This window comes from Nocardioides nitrophenolicus (assembly GCF_016907515.1).
In the GTDB taxonomy this organism is placed as follows: domain Bacteria; phylum Actinomycetota; class Actinomycetes; order Propionibacteriales; family Nocardioidaceae; genus Nocardioides; species Nocardioides nitrophenolicus.
Window position 1 is genome coordinate 976,146 of record NZ_JAFBBY010000001.1, and the last position, 23,086, is coordinate 999,231.

General features: G+C 72.0%; 24 protein-coding genes and 1 other RNA gene. 7 read left to right on the forward strand and 18 right to left on the reverse strand.

Features of this window, described 5'->3' with window-relative positions:
* Window positions 1-25 precede the first annotated feature (25 nt).
* Together JOD66_RS04765 and JOD66_RS04770 are read right to left on the reverse strand one after the other, a co-directional pair.
* Window positions 26-439 (reverse strand): HIT family protein, encoded by a 414-nt coding sequence (locus JOD66_RS04765; protein WP_204835762.1) that lies wholly within the window; start codon window positions 437-439, stop codon window positions 26-28.
* Between the two features lie 30 nt (window positions 440-469).
* Window positions 470-1,537 carry a glycerophosphodiester phosphodiesterase gene (locus tag JOD66_RS04770; protein ID WP_204835763.1) on the reverse strand — a complete coding sequence of 356 codons (1,068 nt, stop codon included), beginning with the start codon at window positions 1,535-1,537 and terminating at the stop codon, window positions 470-472.
* Window positions 1,538-1,688: 151 nt separating this feature from the next.
* Between JOD66_RS04770 and JOD66_RS04775 the strand changes: the two genes are divergently transcribed.
* The 4 genes from JOD66_RS04775 (at window position 1,689) to JOD66_RS04790 (ending at window position 5,395) form a co-directional block, all read left to right on the forward strand.
* Entirely contained in the window at window positions 1,689-2,456 is a 768-nt protein-coding gene (locus tag JOD66_RS04775) for a thioesterase family protein (protein WP_204835764.1), read from the forward strand.
* Between the two features lie 108 nt (window positions 2,457-2,564).
* Window positions 2,565-4,016: an amidase gene (locus JOD66_RS04780; RefSeq protein WP_204835765.1), complete on the forward strand. Its 1,452-nt coding sequence runs from the start codon at window positions 2,565-2,567 to the stop codon at window positions 4,014-4,016.
* Window positions 3,983-4,714 (forward strand): helix-turn-helix transcriptional regulator, encoded by a 732-nt coding sequence (locus JOD66_RS04785; protein ID WP_204835766.1) that lies wholly within the window; start codon window positions 3,983-3,985, stop codon window positions 4,712-4,714. The genes JOD66_RS04780 and JOD66_RS04785 overlap by 34 nt, the downstream gene beginning before the upstream one ends.
* Before the next feature lie 18 nt (window positions 4,715-4,732).
* Window positions 4,733-5,395 carry an SDR family oxidoreductase gene (locus JOD66_RS04790; RefSeq protein WP_204835767.1) on the forward strand — a complete coding sequence of 221 codons (663 nt, stop codon included), beginning with the start codon at window positions 4,733-4,735 and terminating at the stop codon, window positions 5,393-5,395.
* On the opposite strand, the gene JOD66_RS04795 is transcribed toward JOD66_RS04790, so the two are convergent.
* The 15 genes from JOD66_RS04795 to ftsE all read right to left on the reverse strand — a co-directional run bounded on the left by JOD66_RS04795 (window position 5,370) and on the right by ftsE (window position 18,764).
* On the reverse strand, window positions 5,370-5,531 hold the full coding sequence (locus JOD66_RS04795) for a GPGG-motif small membrane protein (RefSeq protein ID WP_204835768.1): 162 nt from the start codon (window positions 5,529-5,531) through the stop codon (window positions 5,370-5,372). The two genes, JOD66_RS04790 and JOD66_RS04795, sit on opposite strands and share 26 nt — an antisense overlap.
* Window positions 5,532-5,602: 71 nt before the next feature.
* Window positions 5,603-6,319: a gamma-glutamyl-gamma-aminobutyrate hydrolase family protein gene (locus JOD66_RS04800; RefSeq protein ID WP_204835769.1), complete on the reverse strand. Its 717-nt coding sequence runs from the start codon at window positions 6,317-6,319 to the stop codon at window positions 5,603-5,605.
* A 5-nt stretch (window positions 6,320-6,324) separates the two neighbouring features.
* Window positions 6,325-7,059 (reverse strand): 3-oxoacyl-ACP reductase, encoded by a 735-nt coding sequence (locus JOD66_RS04805; protein ID WP_443678741.1) that lies wholly within the window; start codon window positions 7,057-7,059, stop codon window positions 6,325-6,327.
* 58 nt (window positions 7,060-7,117) lie between these two features.
* Window positions 7,118-8,488: an aldehyde dehydrogenase family protein gene (locus JOD66_RS04810; RefSeq protein WP_204835771.1), complete on the reverse strand. Its 1,371-nt coding sequence runs from the start codon at window positions 8,486-8,488 to the stop codon at window positions 7,118-7,120.
* Between the two features lie 11 nt (window positions 8,489-8,499).
* Window positions 8,500-9,864: a glutamine synthetase family protein gene (locus JOD66_RS04815; RefSeq protein ID WP_204835772.1), complete on the reverse strand. Its 1,365-nt coding sequence runs from the start codon at window positions 9,862-9,864 to the stop codon at window positions 8,500-8,502.
* Window positions 9,865-9,906: 42 nt separating this feature from the next.
* The gene (locus tag JOD66_RS04820; protein WP_204835773.1) at window positions 9,907-10,662 is read right to left on the reverse strand and encodes a FadR/GntR family transcriptional regulator; all 756 of its coding nucleotides are present in this window, start codon (window positions 10,660-10,662) and stop codon (window positions 9,907-9,909) included.
* A gap of 24 nt (window positions 10,663-10,686) precedes the next feature.
* Window positions 10,687-12,279: an amino acid permease gene (locus tag JOD66_RS04825; protein WP_204835774.1), complete on the reverse strand. Its 1,593-nt coding sequence runs from the start codon at window positions 12,277-12,279 to the stop codon at window positions 10,687-10,689.
* A 98-nt stretch (window positions 12,280-12,377) separates the two neighbouring features.
* On the reverse strand, window positions 12,378-12,623 hold the full coding sequence (locus JOD66_RS04830; RefSeq protein ID WP_204835775.1) for a hypothetical protein: 246 nt from the start codon (window positions 12,621-12,623) through the stop codon (window positions 12,378-12,380).
* Window positions 12,624-12,899: 276 nt separating this feature from the next.
* Window positions 12,900-13,269, reverse strand: a transfer-messenger RNA (tmRNA) gene (gene ssrA / locus JOD66_RS04835).
* Between the two features lie 95 nt (window positions 13,270-13,364).
* Entirely contained in the window at window positions 13,365-14,207 is an 843-nt protein-coding gene (locus JOD66_RS04840; RefSeq protein WP_204835776.1) for a S1 family peptidase, read from the reverse strand.
* Between the two features lie 72 nt (window positions 14,208-14,279).
* Window positions 14,280-15,194 (reverse strand): amidohydrolase family protein, encoded by a 915-nt coding sequence (locus tag JOD66_RS04845; RefSeq protein WP_307823299.1) that lies wholly within the window; start codon window positions 15,192-15,194, stop codon window positions 14,280-14,282.
* Window positions 15,187-15,699: an SsrA-binding protein SmpB gene (smpB, locus tag JOD66_RS04850; protein ID WP_204835777.1), complete on the reverse strand. Its 513-nt coding sequence runs from the start codon at window positions 15,697-15,699 to the stop codon at window positions 15,187-15,189. Before smpB ends, JOD66_RS04845 begins: the two co-directional genes overlap by 8 nt.
* A 35-nt stretch (window positions 15,700-15,734) precedes the next feature.
* Window positions 15,735-17,045, reverse strand: coding sequence for a M23 family metallopeptidase (locus JOD66_RS29370; protein WP_204835778.1), 1,311 nt, complete (start codon window positions 17,043-17,045; stop codon window positions 15,735-15,737).
* A gap of 55 nt (window positions 17,046-17,100) precedes the next feature.
* Window positions 17,101-18,036, reverse strand: coding sequence for a permease-like cell division protein FtsX (ftsX, locus tag JOD66_RS04860; protein ID WP_204835779.1), 936 nt, complete (start codon window positions 18,034-18,036; stop codon window positions 17,101-17,103).
* A gap of 38 nt (window positions 18,037-18,074) precedes the next feature.
* Window positions 18,075-18,764 carry a cell division ATP-binding protein FtsE gene (gene ftsE / locus JOD66_RS04865; protein ID WP_204835780.1) on the reverse strand — a complete coding sequence of 230 codons (690 nt, stop codon included), beginning with the start codon at window positions 18,762-18,764 and terminating at the stop codon, window positions 18,075-18,077.
* 117 nt (window positions 18,765-18,881) lie between these two features.
* On the opposite strand from ftsE, the gene JOD66_RS04870 reads away from it, so the two are divergent.
* The 3 genes from JOD66_RS04870 to JOD66_RS04880 all read left to right on the forward strand — a co-directional run bounded on the left by JOD66_RS04870 (window position 18,882) and on the right by JOD66_RS04880 (window position 21,638).
* Window positions 18,882-19,517 (forward strand): hypothetical protein, encoded by a 636-nt coding sequence (locus tag JOD66_RS04870; protein WP_204835781.1) that lies wholly within the window; start codon window positions 18,882-18,884, stop codon window positions 19,515-19,517.
* 73 nt (window positions 19,518-19,590) lie between these two features.
* Entirely contained in the window at window positions 19,591-21,366 is a 1,776-nt protein-coding gene (locus tag JOD66_RS04875; protein WP_204835782.1) for a zinc-dependent metalloprotease family protein, read from the forward strand.
* A gap of 68 nt (window positions 21,367-21,434) precedes the next feature.
* Window positions 21,435-21,638 carry a hypothetical protein gene (locus JOD66_RS04880; RefSeq protein ID WP_204835783.1) on the forward strand — a complete coding sequence of 68 codons (204 nt, stop codon included), beginning with the start codon at window positions 21,435-21,437 and terminating at the stop codon, window positions 21,636-21,638.
* A gap of 252 nt (window positions 21,639-21,890) precedes the next feature.
* Here the strand turns inward: JOD66_RS04880 and prfB are convergent, their stop codons facing one another.
* Window positions 21,891-23,000, reverse strand: coding sequence for a peptide chain release factor 2 (gene prfB / locus JOD66_RS04885; RefSeq protein ID WP_204835784.1), 1,110 nt, complete (start codon window positions 22,998-23,000; stop codon window positions 21,891-21,893).
* Window positions 23,001-23,086 lie beyond the last annotated feature (86 nt).

Consider the following 23,086-nt stretch of genomic DNA (forward strand, 5'->3'; position numbering starts at 1 on the left):
ACTCGGGTAGACGATCGGCCGCAGCCTACGACCCCAACGCCGCGCGCAGGCGGGCGGCATGCTCCGCGGACTCCCCGGCGGCGTACGTGGTGCGCGGCCAGAAGAAGCCGCGCAGCCCGTCGCCCTTGGTCCGGGGGACGACGTGCAGGTGCAGGTGGGGCACCGACTGGCTCACCACGTTGTTCATCGCCACGAAGCTGCCCTGCGCGCCCAGCCCCTCGACCACGGCGGTCGCCAGCCGCTGGGCGGCACCCAGGAAGCCGTCACGCTGCCCGGCCGGGAGGTCGGGCAGCGTGACGACGTGGTCGCGGGGCACGAGCAGGACGTGGCCCTTGAACACCGGGCGCCGGTCGAGGAAGGCGAGCAGCTCGGGCTCGTCGAGCACGATGTCGGCCTCGGAGTCGCCGGCGACGATGGAGCAGAAGATGCAGTCCGCCATGCCGCCGAATCTAGACCGGTCCGGGGACGGTCAGGCCGCGCCCTCGCCCGCCAGCCAGGAGTCGCGGGTGGCGACGGCGAGGTCCGGGTTGTCGGAGAACAGCGCGTCGACCCCGGCGTCGAGGAAGGCGTCGATCTCCCCGGCGAGGTCGCCCTTCGCGTTGGGGTCGGTGCCGATGCGGTGGTTGGTCGGCAGGAACTGGTTCTCCACGCGCATGGTCCAGGTCACCACCCGCAGGCCCACGGCGTGCGCGTCGGCGACGAGGGAGCTCGGCGCTCCGATCGCGCCCGCGGGATCGCGCGGGATGACCAGGTTCTTGGTCGGCGCCACCCAGTCGGCGTAGGTCGCGATGTCGGCGAGCCGCGCCGGCGTGACCTGCTCGGCCCGCTCCACCAGCTGGGCCAGCGGCACCCGGGTCATCCCGGCGAGCCGGCGCAGGTTGCCGTCCTCGAACGACTGGATGACGACCTTGGCGTTCGGCCGGTCCAGCCCGTTGCGGCGCAGGGTGCGCACCAGCGGCTCCTCCAGGCCGAGCCCGATCGAGCCGAAGTACGTCGGGTGCTTGGTCTCGGGCGCGATCCCGATGGTGCGACCGGTGCGGCCCGACTCGCGCTTCACCAGCCGGATCACCTCGTCGAGGGTGGGGATCTCGAACTGCCCGTCGTAGCGGGTGTTGTCGGGCCGGACCTGCGGCAGCCGCTCCTTGGCCCGCAGCGTCTTCAGCTCGGCGAGGGTGAAGTCCTCGGTGAACCAGCCGGTGATCGCGACCCCGTCGATGGTCTTCGTGGTGCGCCGGTCGGCGAACTCCGGGTGGGTGGCGACGTCGGTGGTGCCGCTGATCTCGTTCTCGTGGCGGGCCACGAGGACGCCGTCCTTGGTGGAGACCAGGTCGGGCTCGACGTAGTCGGCGCCCATCCGGATCGCGAGGCGGTACGCCGCGAGGGTGTGCTCGGGCCGGTAGCCGGACGCGCCGCGGTGCGCGATCACGATCGGCTCGGCGCCGGGGTGGCGGTCGGGGCGGCCCGCGCCGTGGCCGGGCGCGGCCTGGGCGGGTACGGCGGCGGCGCCGAGGGCGACGACGGCAGCGGTGGTGGCCATGAGGGTCCTCCCGAGGAGGCTCGTCCGAGTCATGGCCCTCAGCCGACCAGGCACAGGTGGCCCGGCGGGGAGACGCGGATGAACGTCAGGCGAGCAGGAGGATGCCGAGCCCGATCACCGGCGCGGCGCCGGCCTCCGGGACAATGAGCCGGTGGCGTACTGGCACCGGACCGCACCGCACACCTTCTCCCCCACCGAGCACGTCGGCGGCGCGTGGGACGACACCACCCAGCACATCGCCCCCGCGCTCGGCATCCTCGCCCACGAGGTGGAGCGCGACCGCGACGCGCGACGGTCGGACGGGCTGGTGGTGAGCCGGCTGTCGTACGACATCCTCGGCACGGTGCCGATCGAGCCGCTCGACGTGGTCGTCGAGGTGCTCCGACCGGGCCGCACCATCGAGCTGGTCCAGGCCACGGCGTCGTACGCCGGCCGGTCGGTGGTCGTGCTGCGGGCCTGGCTGGTCGAGCCCCACGACACCACGCCCCTCGCCGGCACCGACCTGCCGTCGATCCCCGGCCCCGACGAGCTGGCGCCGTGGGACATGGCCGGGCTGTGGCCAGGCGGCTTCATCGCCTCGATCGAGGTGCGGCGCCAGGAGCTGGGCCCGGGCCGCTCGATGGTGTGGGTGCGCACCCCGCACGACCTGGTCGCCGACGAGCCGGTCAGCCGGCTGGCGGCGGTGGCCGGCCTGATCGACGTCACCAACGGCATCGCGGTGCGCACCGATCCAACGAAGGTCGCCTTCCCGAATCTCGACCTCACCGCCCACTTCCTGCACCACCCGGCCCCGGGCTGGCTGGGGCTGGACACCACCCAGTCCTACGGCGCCGGCGGGATCGGCGTCACCAGCTCGAAGATGCACGACGAGAACGGCCCCCTCGGCACGATCGCCCAGACGCTCACCGTGCGTCCCTAGCCACGGCGTTCTCCGGAGCCGCGCGATCTCTCATCGGTCACCTGCCCGATCCGCTGGTCCCGCGCACCGTCCTACGGTGCGCCGAAGACCCCGAGCAGAGGAGCCGAGATGACCGACCAGAACACCCCCGGGCCAGACGAGATCGGGTGGCTGAGCGCCACCGACCTGGTTGCCGCCGTCCGCTCGCGCCGACTCCGGGTGGCCGAGATCGCCGAGGCCATGATCGCGCGGGTCAAGCAACTGAACCCCGCGCTCAACGCCCTCGTCTGGTTCGACGCCGAGCAGGTACGCCGGGACGCCGCCGCCCTCGACGCCGCCCAGGACGCCGGCGCCGACCTCGGCCCGCTGCACGGCGTGCCGTTCACGATCAAGGACCTGACGGCGGTCGCCGGGGTGCCGCTGACCTTCGGCATGAAGCCGCTCGCCGAGAGCGTGGCCGACCATGACGCCGTCATCGTCGAGCGGCTGGTCGGCGCCGGCGGGCTCTTCCTCGGCAAGACCAACACGCCGGAGTCGGGCTACAAGGCCTGCACCGACAACCACCTGTTCGGTCCGACGCACAACCCATGGCGGCCGGGCTTCAACGCGGGCGGCTCGTCCGGCGGCGCCGGGGCGGCCGTGGCGGCCGGCCTCGGGCCGCTCGCCGAGGCGAGCGACGGGGGCGGGTCGGTGCGAATCCCCGCGTCCCTGTGCGGTGTCGTCGGGGTCAAGGCCTCGACCGGCCGGATCCCGCAGACCGTGCTCCCGGGCCGCTACTACTCCTGGGCCTATCACGGCCCGATCGCCCGGACCGTCGCCGACGCCGCGCTGATGCTGGACGTCGTCTCCGGTCCCGACCCGCGCGATCCGCTCAGCCTGCCCGACCGGGTCGACTTCACCGCCGCGATCGCCGACCGCGACCTCAGCGGGGTCCGGGTGGCGTGGTCACCGGACCTCGGCCTGGGCATCCCCGTCGACCCCGAGATCCTGGCCGTGTGTGAGGAGGCCGTCGGCGCGCTGGCCGCCGCCGGCGCCGAGGTCGAGAAGGCGGAGCCGGACTGGGGTGAGCTCGACCCGCAGCTCGCGATGTGGCACGGGATCTGGGTCCCGGGCTTCGCCTCGGAGCACGACCTGCTCGACTGGCCCGCCCTGCGCGGCGAGGTGGACGACGAGCTGATCGAGCTGATCGCCGAGGGCGAGCGGCTCACCGGGGTCGAGGTCGGCCGTGCCGACGCGGCCCGCGGCCAGATGTGGGACGTCTTCAGCCGCTTCATGCAGCGGTACGACGTGCTGGTCTCGCCGACCGTCGCCGCGCGCACCTTCCCGCACGGCCAGTTCGCCCCGGACCATCTCGCCGGCCGTCCGCTGCGCGAGCAGCTCCTCGGCTGGTTCCTGACCTATCCCTTCAACCTGCTGACCACCCCCGCCCTGTCCGTGCCGGCCGGCTTCACTTCCGACGGCGGCCCGGTCGGGCTGCAGCTGGCCACCGGCCTGCACCAGGACGCCCTGCTGCTCCGGACGGCGGCGGCGCTGGAGGAGCAGCGGCCATGGGCGCACCACTTCCCGGCGTCCTGCCGCTGACCAATACTGGGGCGGTGCCCGTCGCCGTGCCGTCTCCGCCCCGTGCGTATCCGTCGACCTCGCGCCGTGCTCGCCAGCTCCTCGAGCTGGCGAGCACGGCCGTGCCGTTCTGTGCCTGGGCCGTCGGCTATCGGGACGCACGGTCGGGCACGATGCGGCCGCTGGTGCACGCGGGCTACCGACCGGAGCTGATCGACTTCATCTTCGGCGAGTTCGGCGAGCTGCCGCTGACGCGGCGGCTGCTGGCGCGGACCGGGACGCCGTACTTCTGGGAGGACATCGCCGGCTTCGCCGACGGCCCCGTGGCGCGGGACGTGCTCCGCCCGAGCGGCTTCACCGAGGGCAGCTCGATGTCGCTGCGCGGGACGGACGGTCGCCCCGTCGGCGTCGCCCACCTGAGCCTGGCCGAGGATCGCGTCCCCGCCAACGCCCGAGCGATCCTCGCGAGCCTCACCGAGGCGTTGGGCGAGCTGGCGGAGACGACCTCCCGGGCCTCCGGCCTGTCGCTGACGCCGCGCGAGGGCGAGGTCCTCGCGCTGGTCGCGAAGGGCCGCACGAACCCGCAGATCTGCGCCGAGCTGAGGTTGTCCCGCAGCACCGTCGGCACCCACATCGAGCACATCCTGGCCAAGATGGGCGTGGCGACCCGGGTCGAGGCCGTGGCGCGGGCGTTCGCGCTGGACCTGGTCGCCCCCTGACGACGTACGGTGGACGGCATGCGCGTCGCCGTCGTCGGAGGTCACGGAAAGATCGCTCGCCTGCTCCACCCGCTGCTGGTCGCGGCCGGTCACCAGCCGGTGGCGCTGGTGCGCCGCGAGGAGCAGCGCGCGACGCTCGAGGCGCTCGGCGCCGAGGTGCGCCTGCTCGACATCGAGAACGACGACGTCGCGGCCTTCACCCGCGCGTTCGAGGACTGCGACGCCGTGGTGTTCAGCGCGGGCGGCGGTCCCGACGGCAATGCCCGGCGCAAGCGGACGGTCGACCTGGAGGGCTCGCTGAAGTCGGCCGCCGCGGCGTCGGCAGCGGGCATCCGGCGGTTCGTGCAGGTCTCCGCGATCGACGTCGACCAGCCCGTGGCGCCCGACGCCGGCGAGGTCTGGGCCGCCTATGTCGCGGCGAAGCGCGATGCGGACGCCGCGCTGCGGGCCGGCCCGCTGGACTGGACGATCCTGCGCCCCGGACGGCTCACCGACGACCCGCCGACCGGCCGGGTCACTCTGGGCACCGACGTGCCGCGCGGGGAGGTCCCCCGCGCGGACGTCGCCGCCGTGCTCGCCGCCGTCCTGGACCACCCCACGTCCGTGGGGCACCAGTGGAACCTGGTCGGCGGCGAGCTTCCGGTCGCGGACGCGGTCAGACTCTGCTCCCTCGACCGTTGAAGATCGAGAAGCCGCCCGGGCCGACGAGCAGGCCGAGGACGATCAGCACGATGCCGAGCACCACGCTGCCCTGGATCAGGGTCACGACGCCCACGATGACCAGGATGACGGCTGCGATCCACAAGAGCATGCCCATGGCGGGCTCCTTTCCTTCGCCCACCGGCGGTGGGGTCCCCCGGAGGTACCCGCCGGACAGGCCGGCAGACCTCACGCCGGCGGGCTCGTCGTAGCCGCCCGCACCAGCCCGGCGAAGAGCCCGGTGTCGGCGTCGACCTCGGGATGCCACTGCACCGCGAGCCGGAACGGATGGTCCGGATCCTCGATCGCCTCGAGCAGGCCGTCGGCGGCCCAGGCGACCGCGGTGAAGCCGGGGTGCTCGCGCACCGACTGGTGGTGGTGGCAGGCGACCGGTGGCGGGCCGGCGAGCAGCGCGCCGAGGCGGCTGCCGTCGGCGACCCGGACGGTGGTGCGGCCGTAGGCGTCGCCACCCGGGCTGTGCTGCTCGTGGTCGACCAGATCGGGCACGTGCTGGTCGAGGGTGCCGCCGGCGTGGACGGCCATCACCTGCATGCCCCGGCAGATCCCGAGGACCGGCAGCGCCGGGTCGGTCGCGGCGGCCGCGTCGAGCAGCGCCAACTCCCACGCGTCCCGGTCGCGCCGCGGCCCACCCGTCTCCGGGTGGGCCGGGGCGGCGTACCGCTCGGGGTCGACGTCGGCGCCGCCGCTGATGACCAGCCCGTCCAGCCGTCGTACGACGTCGCGGGCCGCGTCCGCGAAGGGCTCGGTCGGCGGCAGCAGCACCGGCACCCCGCCCGCCGCCTCGACCGCCCGCGCGTAGGCGGCCGGCAGCAGGTCGGCGGTGGTGTCCCAGACGCCCCACCGGGCGGGCTCGCGATAGGTCGAGAGCCCGATCAGCGGCCGCACCGGGATCACAGGGGCGTGACGTAGGCGCCCGAGATGCCGCCGTCGACCAGGAAGGTGGAGGCGGTGATGAAGGACGACTCGTCGGAGGCGAGGAAGAGGACCGCGTTGGCCATCTCCTCGGGCTCGCCGAACCGGCCCATCGGGACGTGCACCAGCCGGCGCGCGGCCCGCTCCTCGTCCTTGGCGAACAGCTCCTGCAGCAGCGGGGTGTTGACCGGTCCGGGGCACAGCGCGTTGACCCGCACCCCCTCGCGGGCGAACTGCACGCCGAGCTCGCGCGACATCGACAGCACCCCGCCCTTGGACGCCGAGTAGGAGATCTGCGAGGTCGCCGCTCCCATCACCGCGACGAAGGACGCGGTGTTGATGATCGAGCCCTTGCCCTGCTCGAGCATGTACGGCAGGGCGGCCTTGCAGCACAGGTAGACCGAGGTCAGGTTGACCTCCTGCACCTTGCGCCACGCGTCGAGGTCGGTGTCGAGGATCGAGTCGTCCTCCGGCGGGCTGATGCCCGCGTTGTTGAAGGCGATGTCGACCGATCCGTAGGTGTCCTTCGCCGTGGCGAAGAGGGCGTCGACCTCCTCCTTCGACGTCACGTCGACGTGGGCGTAGGTCACGCCCAGCTCGTCCGCGATCTCCTTGCCGCGGGCGTCGTCGACGTCGCCGATGACGACCTTCGCCCCCTCCTCGACGAACCTGCGGACCGTGGCCAGCCCGATCCCGGAGCACCCCCCGGTCACGACGGCGACCTTGCCTTCCAGACGACCAGACAACGCGTTCTTCCTTCCGTTCGGTGAGTCAGTCATGAGCGATGAAGACGTTCTTCTCCTCGGTGAAGGCGTTCGGCGCCTCCGGGCCCAGCTCGCGGCCGAGTCCGGACTGCTTGAAGCCGCCGAACGGGGTCCAGTAGCGGACCGAGGAGTGCGAGTTGACGCTGAGGTTGCCGGCCTCGACCGCGCGGGCCACGCGCAGCGCGCGCCCGACGTCGCGGGTGAAGATCGAGCCGGACAGGCCGTACTCGGTGTCGTTGGCGAGCCGGACCGCGTCGGCCTCGTCGTCGAACGGCAGCACCGCGACGAGCGGACCGAACACCTCCTCGCGCCACACCGGCGCGCGGGTGTCCTCCGCGACCACCACCGTCGGGGGCAGCCAGAAGCCGTCGGCGAAGGATGCGTCGCCGGGCACGCTGCCGGTGATCACTGCCTCGGCGCCGTCGAGATAGCGGGCGACGCTGTCGCGCTGCTGCGCCGAGACGAGCGGCCCCATCTCGCTGTCGGGGCTGGCCGGGTCGGCGACCCGCAGGGCCTTGACGGCCGTCTCCAGGCCGGCCATGAACTCGTCGTACGCCGAGCGCTGGACGAGGATCCGCGAGCGCGCACAGCAGTCCTGGCCGGCGTTGTCGAAGACGGCGTACGGCGCCGTGGCGGCGGCTTTGGCCACGTCGGCGTCGGCGAAGACGATGTTGGCGCTCTTGCCGCCGAGCTCGAGGGTCAGCCGCTTCACCTGGTCGGCGCAGCCGGCCATGATCCGCTTGCCGACCTCGGTGGAGCCGGTGAAGCACACCTTGCGGACGCCCGGATGGGTCACGAAGCGCTCCCCCACGACCGAGCCCTTGCCGGGGATCACGGTGAACACGCCCTCAGGGAGGCCCGCCTCCAGGGCCAGCTCCCCGAGCCGGATCGCGGTGAGCGGCGTCAGCTCGGCCGGCTTGAGCACCACCGTGTTGCCGGCCGCCAGCGCGGGCGCGAAGCCCCAGCCGGCGATCGGCATCGGGAAGTTCCACGGCACGATCACGCCCACCACGCCCAGCGGCTCGCGGAAGGTGACGTCGATGCCGCCCGGCACCGGGATCTGGCGGCCGAAGAGCCGCTCCGGCGCGGCGGAGTAGTAGTTCAGGACGTCCCGGACGTTGCCTGCCTCCCACCGGGCGTTGCCCAGGGTGTGCCCGGCGTTGGCGACCTCCAGCAGAGCGAGCTCCTCGAGGTGGGCGTCGACCACGGCGGCGAAGGAGCGCAGCAGCCGGGCCCGCTCCCCCGGCGCGAGATCCCGCCACGCGGGGAAGGCCGCCTGGGCGCGGGCGATCAGCGCGTCGGTCTCCTCGACCGAGGCCTGGCTGACCTCCGTGATGGGGACGGCGGTCGCCGGGTTGAGGACGGTGACGGTGGACATCTCTCCCTTTCTCACATGCGCTCGAAGCTGCGGCGCAGCTCCCAGTCGGTGACGGCGGCGTCGAAGGCGGCGAGCTCGACGTCGGCCATGTTGGTGTAGTGGTCGACGACCTCGTCGCCCAGGGCTGCTCGGGCGACCGCGGAGTCACGGAAGGCGTCGCGGGCGTCGCGCAGGGTGCCGGGGACGCGCGGCCGGTCGGAAGCATAGGCGTTGCCGACCAGGGCGGGCTCCAGCTCGAGCCCCTTCTCGATGCCGTGCAGGCCGCCGGCCAGCATCGCGGCCAGCGCCAGGTAGGGGTTCACGTCGCCGCCGGGCACCCGGTTCTCCATCCGGGCGCCGGCGCCTCGGCCGACCAGGCGCACCGCGCAGGTGCGGTTGTCCTCACCCCAGGCGATGGTGGTCGGCGCGAACGACCCGTCCGCGAACCGCTTGTAGGAGTTGACGTTCGGCGCGTAGAGCAGGGTCAGGTCCGGCATGGTGTCGAGGACGCCGGCGACGAACGAGTCGTAGAGCGCCGAGCGGGTGCCGGCGGCCTCGTCCCAGAAGACCAGCGAGCCGTCGGTCCCGCGCAGGGACAGGTGGATGTGGCAGGAGTTCCCCTCCCGCTGGTCGTACTTCGCCATGAAGGTGAGCGACTTGCCGTGCGCCGCGGCGATCTCCTTGGCCGCCGTCTTGTAGACGGCGTGGTTGTCGGCGGTGACCAGCGCCTCGTCGTACAGGAAGCCGATCTCGTGCTGACCGAGATTGCACTCGCCCTTGGAGCCCTCGACGTTCATGCCGGCGCCGTACATGGCGTTGCGGATGTCGCGGATGACCGGCTCGATCCGGGTGCCGCCGAGGATCGAGTAGTCGACGTTGTACTGGTTCGCCGGGGTCAGGCCGACATAGCGCCGGTCGGAGGCCGACTCGTAGCTGTCCTCGAACAGGATGAACTCCAGCTCGGTGCCGGCCAGGGCGGTGTAGCCGAGCGCCGCCGCCCGGTCGAGCTGGGCGCGCAGGATCGCGCGCGGCGAGGCCGCCACCGGCCGGTGGTCGGGCCAGGTCAGGTCGCACTGCACCAGCGCCGTGGCGGGCAGGTGGGGCAGCAGCCGCAGGGTGTCGAAGTCGGGCACGAACTCCATGTCGCCGTACCCGCGCTCCCACGAGGTCATCGCGTAGCCGTCGACGGTGTTCATCTCGATGTCGACGCCCAGCAGGTAGTTGCAGCCCTCGGTGCCGTGGGCGAGGACGACGTCGAGGAAGTACTGCCCGTGCAGCCGCTTGCCCTGCAGCCGGCCCTGCATGTCGGTGAACGCGACGACCACGGTGTCGACGCTGCCCTCGCCGATCAGCGTGCGCAGGCGGTCGAGGGTCAGGTGGCGGTCGTTGCGGGTCATGGGTCTCCCTGTCCGTGCTGGTGTCGGTCGGTGCGCACCGGCTCAGCCGAGGAGGCCACGCAGCAGCGCGGCCGTGTCGTCGCAGTGCTGCTCCATCGCCCGGCGGGCCCGGGTCGGGTCGCCGCCCAGGATCGCGGTCACGATCGCGCGGTGCTGCGCACCGGAGTGCTCGATGTTGACGTCCAGGACCGGGATCGCCTGGAGCATGTCGTGCAGGCAGGCCTGCACGTCGGTGACCGCGGCGACGGTCCGCGGCGAGCCGGTCACGCCGGCGATCGCGAGGTGCAGTCGCGAGTCGGCCTGCCGGTGCTCGGCCGGGTCGGCGGCGCCGTCCACCGCGGCCAGTGCGGTGGTCAGCAGCATCCGTTCGCTCGCGCTCAGCTCCCGGCTCGCCGCCAGGTGGCAGGCGCCCGGCTCCACGACCCGCCGGAACACCAGCGAGTCGAGCAGCTCCTCGCGGCGCTCGGCGATCCCCCCGTCGGGGCGCGGCTCGCCGGGCGCCGTGGGCCGGTACGCCACCACCGTGCCGCCGCCCCGGCCCCTCGTCGTACGGACCATGCCGGCGGCGCGCAGGCCCGCGATCGCCTCCCGCAGGGTGGCCCGGGCCACCCCCATCCGCTCGGCGAGCTCGCGCTCGGGCGGCAGCGCCGCGCCGTACGCGAACACGCCGAGCCGGATCGCCGTCGCGAGCTGCTCGACGCAGCTCTCGAAGGCGTGCCCGCGCACGGGGCGGAGCACGATGTCGCCGAGAGGACGGGCCTGATCGAGGTCCGGCGCCGGGTCCGGGGAAGGAGTCATGGTCCGAGTGTCGACCCGTGGTGGCTAGACGGCCCCGGCCGGGTCCGCCTCGTCGACGGTGCGGATCGGGCCCTTGAACCAGTTCTTCGCCGACAGCTGCCACCACACCGTGATCCCGAGCAGGATGCCGAGGGTCACGATCGGCGCGTAGTTGACGAACTTCCACTCGAAGTCGTCGCTGAAGGGCACCGCACCGGGCACGAAGGGCATCATCAGGTAGATCGAGACGATGACGATCTCGGCGACCGCGAGCGGGTTCATCCACTTGTACTTCGCGCCGTTGTTCCACGGCCCCACCTCGAACTTGTCGCCGTGTCGCCAGCGCAGGAAGATCGGGATCGCGAAGGACAGGTAGAGCCCGATCACGGCGATCGAGGTGACGGCGTAGAACGCCACCGGCACCACGATCGTCCCGACGTTGACCTCGATCAGCGCCGGCGCCGTCACGATCGCGCTCACCACCGCCACCAGGCCGACGGCCTTGGCCGGGACCCGGCTCGCCGAGAGCTGTTGCCAGTGCCGCGAGCCCGGCACCGCGCCGTCACGGCTGAACGCGTAGAGCATCCGGGACGCCGAGGTCATGCACGCCGTCGCGCAGAAGACCTGCGCGGTGGCCGAGATGAACAGGACCAGACCTGCCTTGGTGCTCCCCAGCGCGCTCACGAAGATGTAGGCCACCCCGCCCCCGCCGACGCCGGCGTTGTCCGGCGCGCCGTTGAGGTCGGGGATCGCGAAGGTGACGGCGAGCAGCAGGATGTAGCCGCCGACCGCGGAGTAGGCGATCGACTTCCACACGCCCTGCGCCGCACCCTGCGAGGCCGACTGGGTCTCCTCGGAGAGGTGGACCGAGGCGTCGAAGCCGGTGATCGTGTACTGCGTCAGCAGGAAGCCGAACGGGATGATCGCGAAGAAGAAGCCGAAGCTCGACGTGCTGCCGTCGCCGAAGCCGGAGTTGTTGAACCGCTCGGTGAAGACGTAGCTGAAGCTCTGGTGGTGGTCGGGGACGACGACCAGCAGCACCACGATCGCGGCCGCGCCGAAGACGTGCCACCACACCGAGATGTTGTTCATGACCGCCATCAGATGACCGCTGAAGATGTTGACCACCGCGGTGAACGCCAGCACCACCAGGAAGGTGAGGAACACCCGCGAGAGCGAGTAGTCGGCGGCATAGCTCTCCGACCAGGTGCTGATGGTCAGGTCGATGAAGGTCGCGCACCCGTAGGCGACGCCCGCGGTCACCGCGATCAGGCCGACCATGTTGAGCCAGCCGGCGTAGAACCCGGCGCGCGGCCCCCCGAGCTTGGAGGCCCACCAGTAGATGCCGCCCGAGGTGGGGTACGACGACACCAGCTCGGACATGGTGAACCCGATGATCAGGATCAGGATCGACAGGATCGGCCAGGACCACGAGATCGAGATCGGGCCGCCGTTGTTGAAGCCGGCACCGTAGTTGGTGAAGCAGCCGGCCAGGATCGAGATGATCGAGAAGGAGATCGCGAAGTTCGAGAAGCTCGACCAGCTCCGCTTGAGGTCCTGCTTGTAGCCGAGCTCGGCCAGCCGCTTCGCGTCCGCATCGAGATGCGGATCGGCACCCGGGTCGTTGGTCACTGCCATCAGCCGTCCTCTTTCGCCAGGGGGATGAGGGGGAACTGGCGGCAAGTGTGATCCGGACCACGATCCGGTGTCAATGGTCCGACTTCAAACCTTTAAATTCAGGGCTGGTCCCGCACCTCGACCCGACCGACCCGCAGCACCTTCACGTCCAGCTCGTCGATCACCAGCCTCCGCACCCGCCCCTCCCCCAGCACCAGCCGCTCGATCGCGACCGCACCGACCGCCACCGCGCCGAGCGCGAGAGCGCCCACGGCGGCGGCGCCGAGCGCGGAGGCGCCGTACGCCGAGAGCGCGGTGGCGGTGCTGGGGCGGGGTCCAGGGATCTGGTGGTTCGTGGGGTGCATGCGTCGATCCTGGCAGGCGCAAGCCCAGGCGCGAGTCGGGCGACTCAGCGGCCGACGGCGCCTGGTCGGCCCGCCGGCCCCGTCACGCGTACGTCGTGATGCGGATGGCCGCCTTGGGCTTGGGCTCACTCACCGTCGACCTCGAGGCGGGTCCGACGGAACCGACCCCCGCCAGGGGGTGCGGGCGGCGAAGCCCCCGCCCGCCGAGCGGAGCGAGGCATGACATGACGAACCGACGTGGCCCGCGCACAGCGCGGGCACACGTCGGTCAGAGGTGAGTGGAGCTGCGGGGAATCGAACCCCGGTCCTCGAGCGCCGAGCCAGGTCTTCTCCGGGTGCAGTTCGTGATGGCGTGTTCTCGGCCCCGACGCTCGCACGAACACGTCGTCGACAGGCCCAGTCAGGTTTGAGTCCCGATCAGCCACCCTGACGGCAGCTGAGCAGCAAGTCTCCTAGATGACGCCTGGGTCCGGGACGGAGACGGATGCCCGGTCAGACGCTTCGATCACCGCTCAGGCGGCGAGAGCGAAGGAACTGCGCTTAGCGTTGGCAGTTATTGGTTTCCAGCGATCGTTTACGAGATGACGCTGGCTTCTCGACCCGCTTCCCCTGGAACAAACGTCCCAAGTCGAAACCGATCAGCCCCTCTTGAGTTGTGTCGACGTCAGTCTACCCAGTGCCAACGACACCGGCCCACCGGATAATCCCCGGTGGGCCCGTGCCGGTGCGGCCGGAGCCGGGTCAGCCCAGGAAACCGGCCAGCCAGTCGGCGACGACGGGGATGTCGATGCGCTGGTAGCCGTCGATGTAGCGGCAGTTCTGGGTCAGGCCGTACGACGTGACGCCGACGACCTGGCCACCGAGCCACAGCGATCCGCCGGAGTCGCCGAAGCAGGTGCCGCCGGTGCCGAACGGGTCCTTCTCGTTGCCGTTGGTCTGGATGATCTGCGGCGTGATCTTCTGGCCGGGCATCTCGACGTACCGGCGGATGATCGGGTAGCTCATCGGGGTGGGCTTCTGGGGGCCGGACTCGGCCTGCCGGACCTCGGTGCCGTAGCCGACGGCGGTGAACAGGGTCTTGCGCGGCTGCTTGACCGCGTCGACGGTGCCGACGGGCGCGAGCGGCGCCGGGGCGATGGTGGTGACCGGCTGGTCGAGGACGACGACGCCGACGTCGTTCCAGTTCCGCAGGTCGGTGAAGTCGCTGTACTGCGGGTGCGTGTACGCCGTGCCGGACAGGTAGCCGGCCGCGGCGAGCTCGGCGGCGGTGTAGCCGGCGCTCGGGTCGGCGGCGACGGGCAGCGGCGACGGCGGGGCCTCGGCGACCACGCTGGCGAAGGTGACCAGGGTCTTGCCGAGGGTGCCGGAGGTGCAGTGCGCGGCGGTCACCAGGACGGTGGGGCTGATCAGTGTCGCCGAGCAGCGGAACCTGCCGTCGGCGTCGTAGAACGCGATCAGGCCCACGTTGGGGTGGGTGTCACCGTCGACGGTGCCACCGGTGCTGGCCGACGCCGGCGAGGAGGGTACGACGAGCCCCAGGCCGGCCAGGGCGGCGACGGCGAGGGCCAGGAGACGAGCGCGCATGGTTCTCCTACGTGCTGGATGTGGGAGGACCAGTCCAGCACCGCCAGGCTGGCGGCGGAAGAGGCTCTTCGGTCAAGATCCTCCGGCCGGGAGGCCGAACAGCCGGACGGCGTTGCGCCAGCACACGTCGCGCAGCCAGTCGTCGCCGAGGTCGAGGCGGGCCAGGCCCTCGAGCTGGTGGTGGTAGGGGTACGGGATGGTCGGGAAGTCCGAGCCGAGCAGCACCTTGGCCCGCAGCTCCCTCAGCCGCGGCACCAGCGCGGCCGGGTAGGCGCCGTCGCGGTCGAAGAAGTCGGTGAAGACCATGGTCGTGTCGAGGTGGACGTTCTCGTAGCGCTCGGCGAGCACCAGGAAGTCCTCGTACTCCGGAGCCCCCAGGTGCGCGATGAACAGCCGCAGCCGCGGGAACCGGCGCAGCAGCCGGGCGACCGAGTCGGGGCCGGTGAAGGCGTTGCCGACCGGCCCGGATCCGGCGTGCACCGTGACGGGCGTCCCGGCGTCCTCGAGGACTCCCCACACCGGGTCGAGGATCGGGTCGTCGGCGACGAACTCCCCCACCTGCAGGTGGATCTTGAAGATCCGGACCCCGTCGTCGACCAGCTCGGCGACGTACTTCTCGGCCTCGGGCTCGGGGTAGAAGGTCGCCGAGCGCAGGATCTCGGGCGCGGTCGCCGCGAAGTCCCGCGACCAGTCGTTGAGGTACGACGCAACGCCCGGCTTGTGGGCGTAGGGATGGGTCGGGAAGGCGCGCAGTCCGAAGGCGCGGAGCAGGGCGAGCCGCTCCTCGTGGGAGTCGCGGTAGCGGATCGGCCAGGGCCGGCCGATCTTCGGTCCGGCCTCGTCGAAGACCGCCCACACGGCGCGCTGGATGTTGGGCGGCAGGAAGTGGGTGTGGACGTCGACCAGGCCGGGGAGCCCGAGCGGCTCCCAGAACGCGCGCACGGCGGCGGCGTCCGCCGCCCGGTCCTGGGTCACCTCCTCAGTCACTCATGCCCTTGAGCCGGCGGCCGATCGCCTCCTGCTTCTCGCGGTCGGCGGTGCGCTCCGCGATCGCCTGCCGCTTGTCCCACGACTTCTTGCCCTTGGCGAGGCCGATCTCGATCTTGGCCCGGCCCTTGACGAAGTAGAGCGACAGCGGGATGACGGTGTGCCCCTTCTCGCTGACCTTGCGCTCGATCTTGTCGATCTCGACCCGGTTGAGGAGCAGCTTGCGCTTGCGGCGCGCGGCGTGGTTGGTCCAGGTTCCCTGGGCGTACTCGGGGATGTGGACGCCGTGCAGCCAGGCCTCGCCGCCCTCGATGTCGACGAAGCCGTCGACCAGGCTGGCGCGGCCCATCCGCAGCGACTTCACCTCGGTGCCCTGGAGCACCATGCCGGCCTCGAAGGTGTCCTCGATGTGGTAGTCGTGGCGCGCCTTCTTGTTGGACGCGACGAGCTTGCGCCCGCTCGCGTCCTCCTTCTTCGCGCTCGACTTCCCCGACGACTTGGCCATGCCCCGATTCTCTCAGGAGCACGCAACGGGGTTTGTCACAGGTAGCCCATCGGGTCGACGGTGTCGCCGTTGCGCATCACGATGAAGTGCAGGTGGCAGCCGGTGGACCAGCCGGTCGAGCCGGAGTACCCGACGACCTGGCCGCGGGAGACCTTCGCGCCCTCCTTGACGGCGTACTTGCTGAGGTGGTTGTAGACCAGCACGATGTCGGCACCGTTGACCTTGCCGATGGCGAGGTAGAGCCGGTTGCCGTAGACCTCGTCGTAGTACTCGTCGATCACGGTGCCGGACTCGCCGGCCCACAGCGCCGCGCCGCAGCCGGTGCCGAAGTCGGTGCCGTTGTGCAGGCCCCAGTAGCCGTAGATCGGGTGGATCCGGTAGCCGTAGGGCGAGGTGACCGGGCCCGGGCCGGGACGGGCGAGCAGCCCGGCGGTGGCGCCGTTGTAGCTGCCGCCCTGCTTCTTCGACAGCTCGATGATCTTCTGCCGGATCTTCGCCTCGCGCTTCTCCAGCCGCCGCAGCGCCTCGCGGTCGGCCTCCCGGGCCGCGACGACCTCCTGGCGCAGGCCCTTGTTGTGGGCGACCAGGTTCGCGACCTGGGTCTCGGTGGCGGCGGCCTGGTCGACCAGGGCGCGCACCGTCGCGACGTTGTCGTCGGCGGCCTGCTTGGCCGCGGCGACCTGGTCGCGAGCGGCGCGGACCGCGGCCCGCTGCTGGGCCATCGCGTCCTCGGCGGCGACCAGCGCCACCAGTGCGTCGTGCTGACGGCCCATCACCAGGTCGTTGGCGGTCTGCCCCACCAGCACGTCCTCGATGTCGCCCGCGTCGGCGTACGCCGAGAGCAGGGCGAGCCGGCTGTCGCCACCGGTGGCGATCCCGATGACGGTCTCGCGGCTGGCGCTGCGCTGGGCGGCGACGTCGGCGCGGGCCTGGGCCAGCGCGGCCCGGGCCGTCGTGAGCTGGGCCTGGGCCTCGGTCAGCCGGCCGGCCAGGGTCGCGGCCTGCGCCTGCGCGTCGGCCAGCTCGGCCTGGACGGAGGCGAGCCGGCTGCGGGCGGTGCCGAGCCGGGCCTTGGCCTTCGCGAGCCGGTTGGCGATCTTCGCGACCTGCTGGCTGGCCTCGTGGATGTCGCCCTTGACGCTGGCGATCTCGCCCTGGACCTGGTTCTGCTTGTTCTTGAGGTCGTCGCGGTCGTCGGCGTGGGCCAGCGGGACGGCCAGCCCGGCCACGGCGACGAGGGTGGCGACGCCGGTCACCAGCCACTGCGGGTGAGCCCACACGGGCAGCCGGTCGCGCAGGTCGGGCAGGGCACGGCGCAGCCACGGGGCGCTGGGGAAGGAGCGCACGGTAAGACCAATCAGTGTTCGGGGAAGTGAACCCCTCGACCGTATCGGCCGACGATCAGACTTTGACGTATTTGCGGGTCAGCAGGAGTGTCGGGATCAGCGTCAGCGCCGGGCCGAGGATGACGATGCCCGGCGGGAACAGCCCGATCAGGGCCTGGGTGTAGTCGTTCCAGTCCACCCAGGGCAGGAACGAGACGTGCTCCGCCAGCGCCTGCTCGACCCCCCAGTGCTGGAAGGCCGCGAGGACGCCGGCCGCCAAGGCGACGCCGACGATCGCGGCCACCAGCGACTCGAGCAGGAAGGGCAGCGCGATGTAGAGCGTCGAGGCGCCCACCAGCCGCATGATCGCGATCTCCCGGCGCCGGGCCAGGGCCGCCAGCCGGATCGTGTTGGTGACCTGGAGCAGCGCCGCGAACAACAGGAAGCCGGCGCCGATCCACGAGCCGTACTTGAGCACCGTCATGATCCCGAAGATCTGGCCGAGCGCCTTGCGCTGGTCCTTGATCCCGGAGACGCCGTCGAGGCCCTCCAGGGCGCTGATGATGCCGTCGGCACGCTCCGGGGTCTTCAGGGTCACCCAGTACGCCGCCGGCCAGCCCTCGGCCGTGACGATCGGGTCCGGCCCGGTGTACGTCGACTCCGGGAGGGTCTTCTTGGCCTTCTCGAAGCCCTCCTCCTTCGACTGGTAGGCGAAGGAGCGGACCTCGTCGTTGTCCTCGATCTCCTTCTCGATGCGCTGCTGCTGGTCGGCGGTGACCTCGCCGCTCGCGCAGTTCGGGCTGTGGGAGGGGTCGTCGTCGGTGCACAGGTTGACGAGGATCTTGAGCTCGTCGCCGAGGCTGTCGCGCGCGACGGTGGCCTCGCGCTGGACCAGGATGCCGATGCCGGCCAGGGACAGCGACACGAACAGCGTGAGGATGACGGCGAGGTGCATCGACAGGTTGCGGCGCAGGCCGGTGCGGAGCTCGGTGAAGACGTAGCGAAGCTGCATGAGGAAGGCTCTCTGGATCGGGCTGGATCGGATCCGGGTCAGTGCTGGAAGCCGTAGCTGCCGGACGCCTCGTCGCGCACGACCTTGCCGTGGTCGAGCTCGATCACGCGCTTGGTGAACTGGTCGACGATGCCGTGGTCGTGGGTGGCCATCACGACGGTGGTGCCGGTCTCGTTGATGTCACCGAGCAGGTTCATGATGCCGACGGACGTGGCCGGGTCGAGGTTTCCGGTCGGCTCGTCGGCGATCAGGATCATCGGCCGGTTGACGAACGCGCGGGCGATGGCGACCCGCTGCTGCTCACCGCCGGACAGCTCGTCGGGCATGCGGTCGCCCTTGTCCTTCAGGCCGACCAGCTCGAGCGTCTCGGGCACGACCTTGCCGATCTCGCGCCGCGACTTGCCGATCACCTGCTGGGCGAAGGCGACGTTCTCGGCGACGGTCTTGTTGGGCAGCAGCCGGAAGTCCTGGAAGACGGTGCCGATCTGGCGCCGCAGCCGCGGCACCTTCCACCCGGCCATCCGGTTGATCTCCTTGCCCGCGACGTGGACGCGGCCGGTGGTCGGGCGCAGCTCGCGCAGGACCAGCCGCAGCGCGGTCGACTTGCCGGATCCCGACGTACCGACGAGGTAGACGAACTCGCCCTTGTCGATGTCGAGGGTGACCTGGTCGAGCGCCGGCCGCCCGGGGCCCGGATAGCGCTTGGTGACCTTCTCGAAGCGAATCACTGACCTGACGGTACGCGACGGCCGAAGCCGACCGGTGGACGCGTCGCCGGTGGGTCGCCGGCACGTCAGGCACGTCACGTCGTGGGATCCGAACACCGCGTCGGTAGGGTGACGACCGTGCCGACGGTCCTGCGAGCGCTGCTCCTCTCCGCGCTGATCACGGCCGGAACCGTCGCCGTCGGCGTGGCCAGGTCCGGCGACGCCACGCCGACCCGCGAGCCGGCCGCCTACGAGGGCACTCCCCTCGCCGACTTCGACACCTCGAAGGCGGTCGTGGAGCGCGCACCCTTCTGCGACCTGGTGCCGGCGGCGGCCGTCACGAAGGCGCTCGGCGGCAAGGCCACCCTGGCGGCCTACGACAACGGCGAGCAGTCCGAGGCATTCCCCGGCGGCGACGTCGCCCACGAGTACGGCTGCCGCTTCTCCCCCTCCGATCCTGCCGTCGTCGGCGAGGCCCGGGGCTGGGTGTTCGCGCCGCCGGTGACCCCCGACGCGGCCCGGGCGATCGCCGCCGCGTCGGTGACCAAGAGCTGCACCGCGCTGCCCGCCGCGCCGGCGTACGGCGATCCGTCGGCGGGGGTGCTGTGCGCGGGCGAGGGCGTGCAGACCGTGTCCTTCCGGGGCCTGTTCGGCGACGCCTGGCTGGCCTGCAGCCTGACCCTGCCCGCCGATGTCGCGCAGGACGAGCTGGTCGACCGCGCGGGGCGCTGGTGCGTGGCGGTCGCGCAGGCCGCCTCGGTCCCGCTCAGCTGAGCGGCCGGGACATTCGTCCCGACCTGGCGCGCGAACCTTCAGGAGGTCCGCGCGGGCTGCCGATGGGCTGCCCATGCAGCATCTCCTGCACGCGGGTACGGGACTCGCGGGGCTCGCGGCGCTCGCGCTCGCGGCCGGCGTGCTCACTCTGCCTCCCGCATCCGCGGACTCCGGCGTACCGGGGCTGACCGCGGCCGAGCAGCGGCTGCTCGCGACGGACCCCTCCGTGGAGGTGGCGCACGACGGGACCCTGTACGCCGTCGACGAGTGGGCGCCGCCGGCCGGCCCGGCGCCGGCCGCGGAGAGCCTGGAGCCCGCGGTCGCCGAGACCATCGCCGCGACCGCGACCGTGGACACCTTCGCGCTGCACAGCCGACCGGGCGCCGCGCGCACCATCTACCTCGACTTCGACGGCGTCAGCCTGCTCCCCAGCAACTCGTGGCTGCTCAACGGCCTCAGCAGCCTGCTCCTCGGCGGCTGGTCGATGGACCTGCTCCCCCTGCTCTTCTCCGACAGCGAGCAGGCCGTGATCCGCGAGGTCTGGGCACGCGTCGCCGAGGACTTCGCGCCCTGGGACGTCGACGTGACCACCCAGGAGCCGCTCTACGGCGGCCTGTTCCGCAGCTCCGCCAGCGACCCGACGTACGGCGCCCGGGTGGCGTTCACCAGCGACAGCTCGGTCCAGACCCAGCTGTGCGGCGGCGGGTGCGGCGGCATCGCCTGGATCGGCACGTACGACGAGGTGGTCCCCGGCGAGCTGCACAGCCCGGCCTGGGTGTTCCCCGCGTCGCTCGGCCAGCGGGCCAAGTACATGGCCGACGCGGCCGCGCACGAGGCCGGACACACCCTCGGCCTCGCCCACGACGGGACCGCCAGCAGCGGGTACTACGCAGGCTCGACCCTGTGGGGGCCGATCATGGGCAGCCCCTACAACGCCGCGGTCACCCAGTGGTCGCGCGGCGACTACCCCGGCGCCAGCAACCGCGAGGACGATCTCGCCGTGATCGGCGCACACGGGCTCCCGCAGCGCGTCGACGAGGCCGGCAGCACGCCCACGACCGCCGCCGACCTGACCACGTTGCCCGACGAGGGCGGCGTGATCTCGAACCCGTCGGACAGCGACTGGTACGCCCTCACCGACTGCGGCGGCACCCTCACCGCCAGCGTCACCCCCGCCGCCGTCGGGCCGAACCTCGACCTCGTCCTCGAGCTGCGCGGCCCCGGCGGCGCGGTCCTCGCCTCCAGCGCACCGCAGAGCGGCCGCACCTCGGCCGGGGTGCCGACCGGCCTCGGCGCCTCGCTCACCGTGCCCCTGTCGGGCGGCCCCTACTACCTCGCCGTCTCGGGCGGCGGCTCGGGCGCCGGCGGCGCCGGCGCCTGGTCGAGCGGTGGGTACGACGGCTACGGCAGCCTGGGCCGCTACCAGGTCCAGATGGCCGGCTGCGCCGGCGGCGTCGGCGTACCCGTCCCTCCGGACAGCGAGGTCGTCCCCGACCAGACCGCCGACGCCGTCCCCACCCCGCCGGCCACGACCATCTCCCGGCCCGGCGCACCGCAGCGCCCCGTCGTACGCGCCGGCGCCCGCGGGGGCCGGCTCACGATCGGCGTACGGTGGACGGCGCCGACGAGCAGCGCCGGCCCGATCACCGGCTACCGGCTCGAGGTCTTCCGCCTCGACGCCCACGGCCGGATCCTCGCCCGCACCCGCACCGGCGTCCTCTCCGGCGACGCCGCCGGCGCCGACGTCCGCCTGCCCCGCACCGGCCGCTGGGCGGTCCGTCTCAAGGCCCGCAACGCCCTCGGCTGGGGCCCGTACAGCCCACGCTCGGTGGCGGCGAAGGCTCGCTGAGGATTTACTCGCTTAAAATGGTCTAGTTAACTGTCTTTGTGGCGGTTGGTTGGGGCGGGCAGCGAGATGTGCGGCGGGACGGCCGGCGGGACGGGCGGCAGGACGGGCGGCGGGACGGGCGGTTCCGGGTCCCCCGCTGGGCCTGGCGCGGCCTCGGCGCCACGACCGTGGTCCTGCTGCTGATCGGCGGAGAGGTCGCCGGCGCGCTGGGCGCAGCCGTCGCGTTCGCCTCCGCCGAGGTGGTGTTCGACGCCGCCGAGCTGGAGCGCTGACCCCACGCCGTGCGGCCGGCGCGGGCTGGCGCTGCTGGCGGTCCACCGGGCTGGCGGTCCACCGGGCTGTAACACGTAGTCCGCCGGCCTACCCGACCGCGGTCGTATCTATCGGACCCCTACAGACCCCATTTCGCGACGTCCCGGGTCAGGTAGAGCAGCGAACAACGTGTTACAGCGCCGACAACACCCGCCCGCACCGCCCGCACCCGCCCGCACCCACCCGGAGGCGGGTCAGCGAGCAGGGAGAACTCAGTCCTGCTCGGCACCCCGCCGCCAGCGGATGCCGGCCTCGAGGAAGCCGTCGATCTCGCCGTCGAACACGGGCTGCGGGTTGCCGGTCTCGTAGCCGGTGCGCAGGTCCTTGACGATCTGGTACGGGTTGAGGACGTAGTTGCGCATCTGGTCGCCCCAGCTGGCGGCGACATCGCCCTTGAGGTCCTTCTTGAGCGCGGCCTCCTCGGCCTTCTTCTTGGCGAGGAGCTTGGCCTTGAGGACGATCATCGCGGCGGCCTTGTTCTGCAGCTGCGACTTCTCGTTCTGGCAGGACACGACGATGCCGGTGGGGAGGTGGGTGAGGCGGACGGCGGAGTCGGTGGTGTTGACCGACTGGCCGCCGGGGCCGCCGGAGCGGAAGACGTCGACGCGGATGTCGTTCTCGTCGACCTCGATCTCGTCGGTCTGCTCGAGCTGGGGGACGACCTCGACGGCGGCGAAGGAGGTCTGCCGCCGGCCCTGGTTGTCGAACGGGCTGATCCGGACCAGGCGGTGGGTGCCGACCTCGACGGAGAGGGTGCCGTAGGCGTAGGGCGCGTGGATCGCGAACTCGGCCGACTTGATGCCGGCCTCCTCGGCGTAGGAGACGTCGTAGACCTCGACGGGGTACTTGTTGCGCTCGGCCCAGCGGGTGTACATCCGCATCAGCATCTCGGCGAAGTCGGCCGCGTCGACGCCGCCGGCGCCGGAGCGGATGGTGACGATGGCCTCGCGCTCGTCGTACTCACCGGAGAGCAGGGTGCGGACCTCGAGGCCCTCGACGGCGGCCTTGACCCGGCCGAGCTCGGCGTCGGCCTCGGCGAGGGTCTCGGCGTCGCCCTCCTCGGCGGCCAGCTCGGCGAGGACGCCGAGATCCTCGATGCGCTGCTGGAGGCCGCGGAAGCGCTCGACCTGGCCCTGCAGCGAGGAGAGCCGGCCGGTGACGCGGGTGGCGTTGGCCTGGTCGTCCCACAGGTCGGGGGCGGCGACCTGCTCGCCGAGGTCGGCGATCTCACGCTCCATCTTGGGCAGGTCGAGGACCTGCTCGATGGTGTGCATCGTCGCAGTCAGCTGCTTGATCTCGGCGTCGTAGTCGGGGCCTGCCACAAGGAGCAAGGTTACGGCGCGGCGCCGGAAACACCGAGCCGGGGCGGTCGGCGACGACCGCGAAGGTAAAGAAAACGTGAACCCTT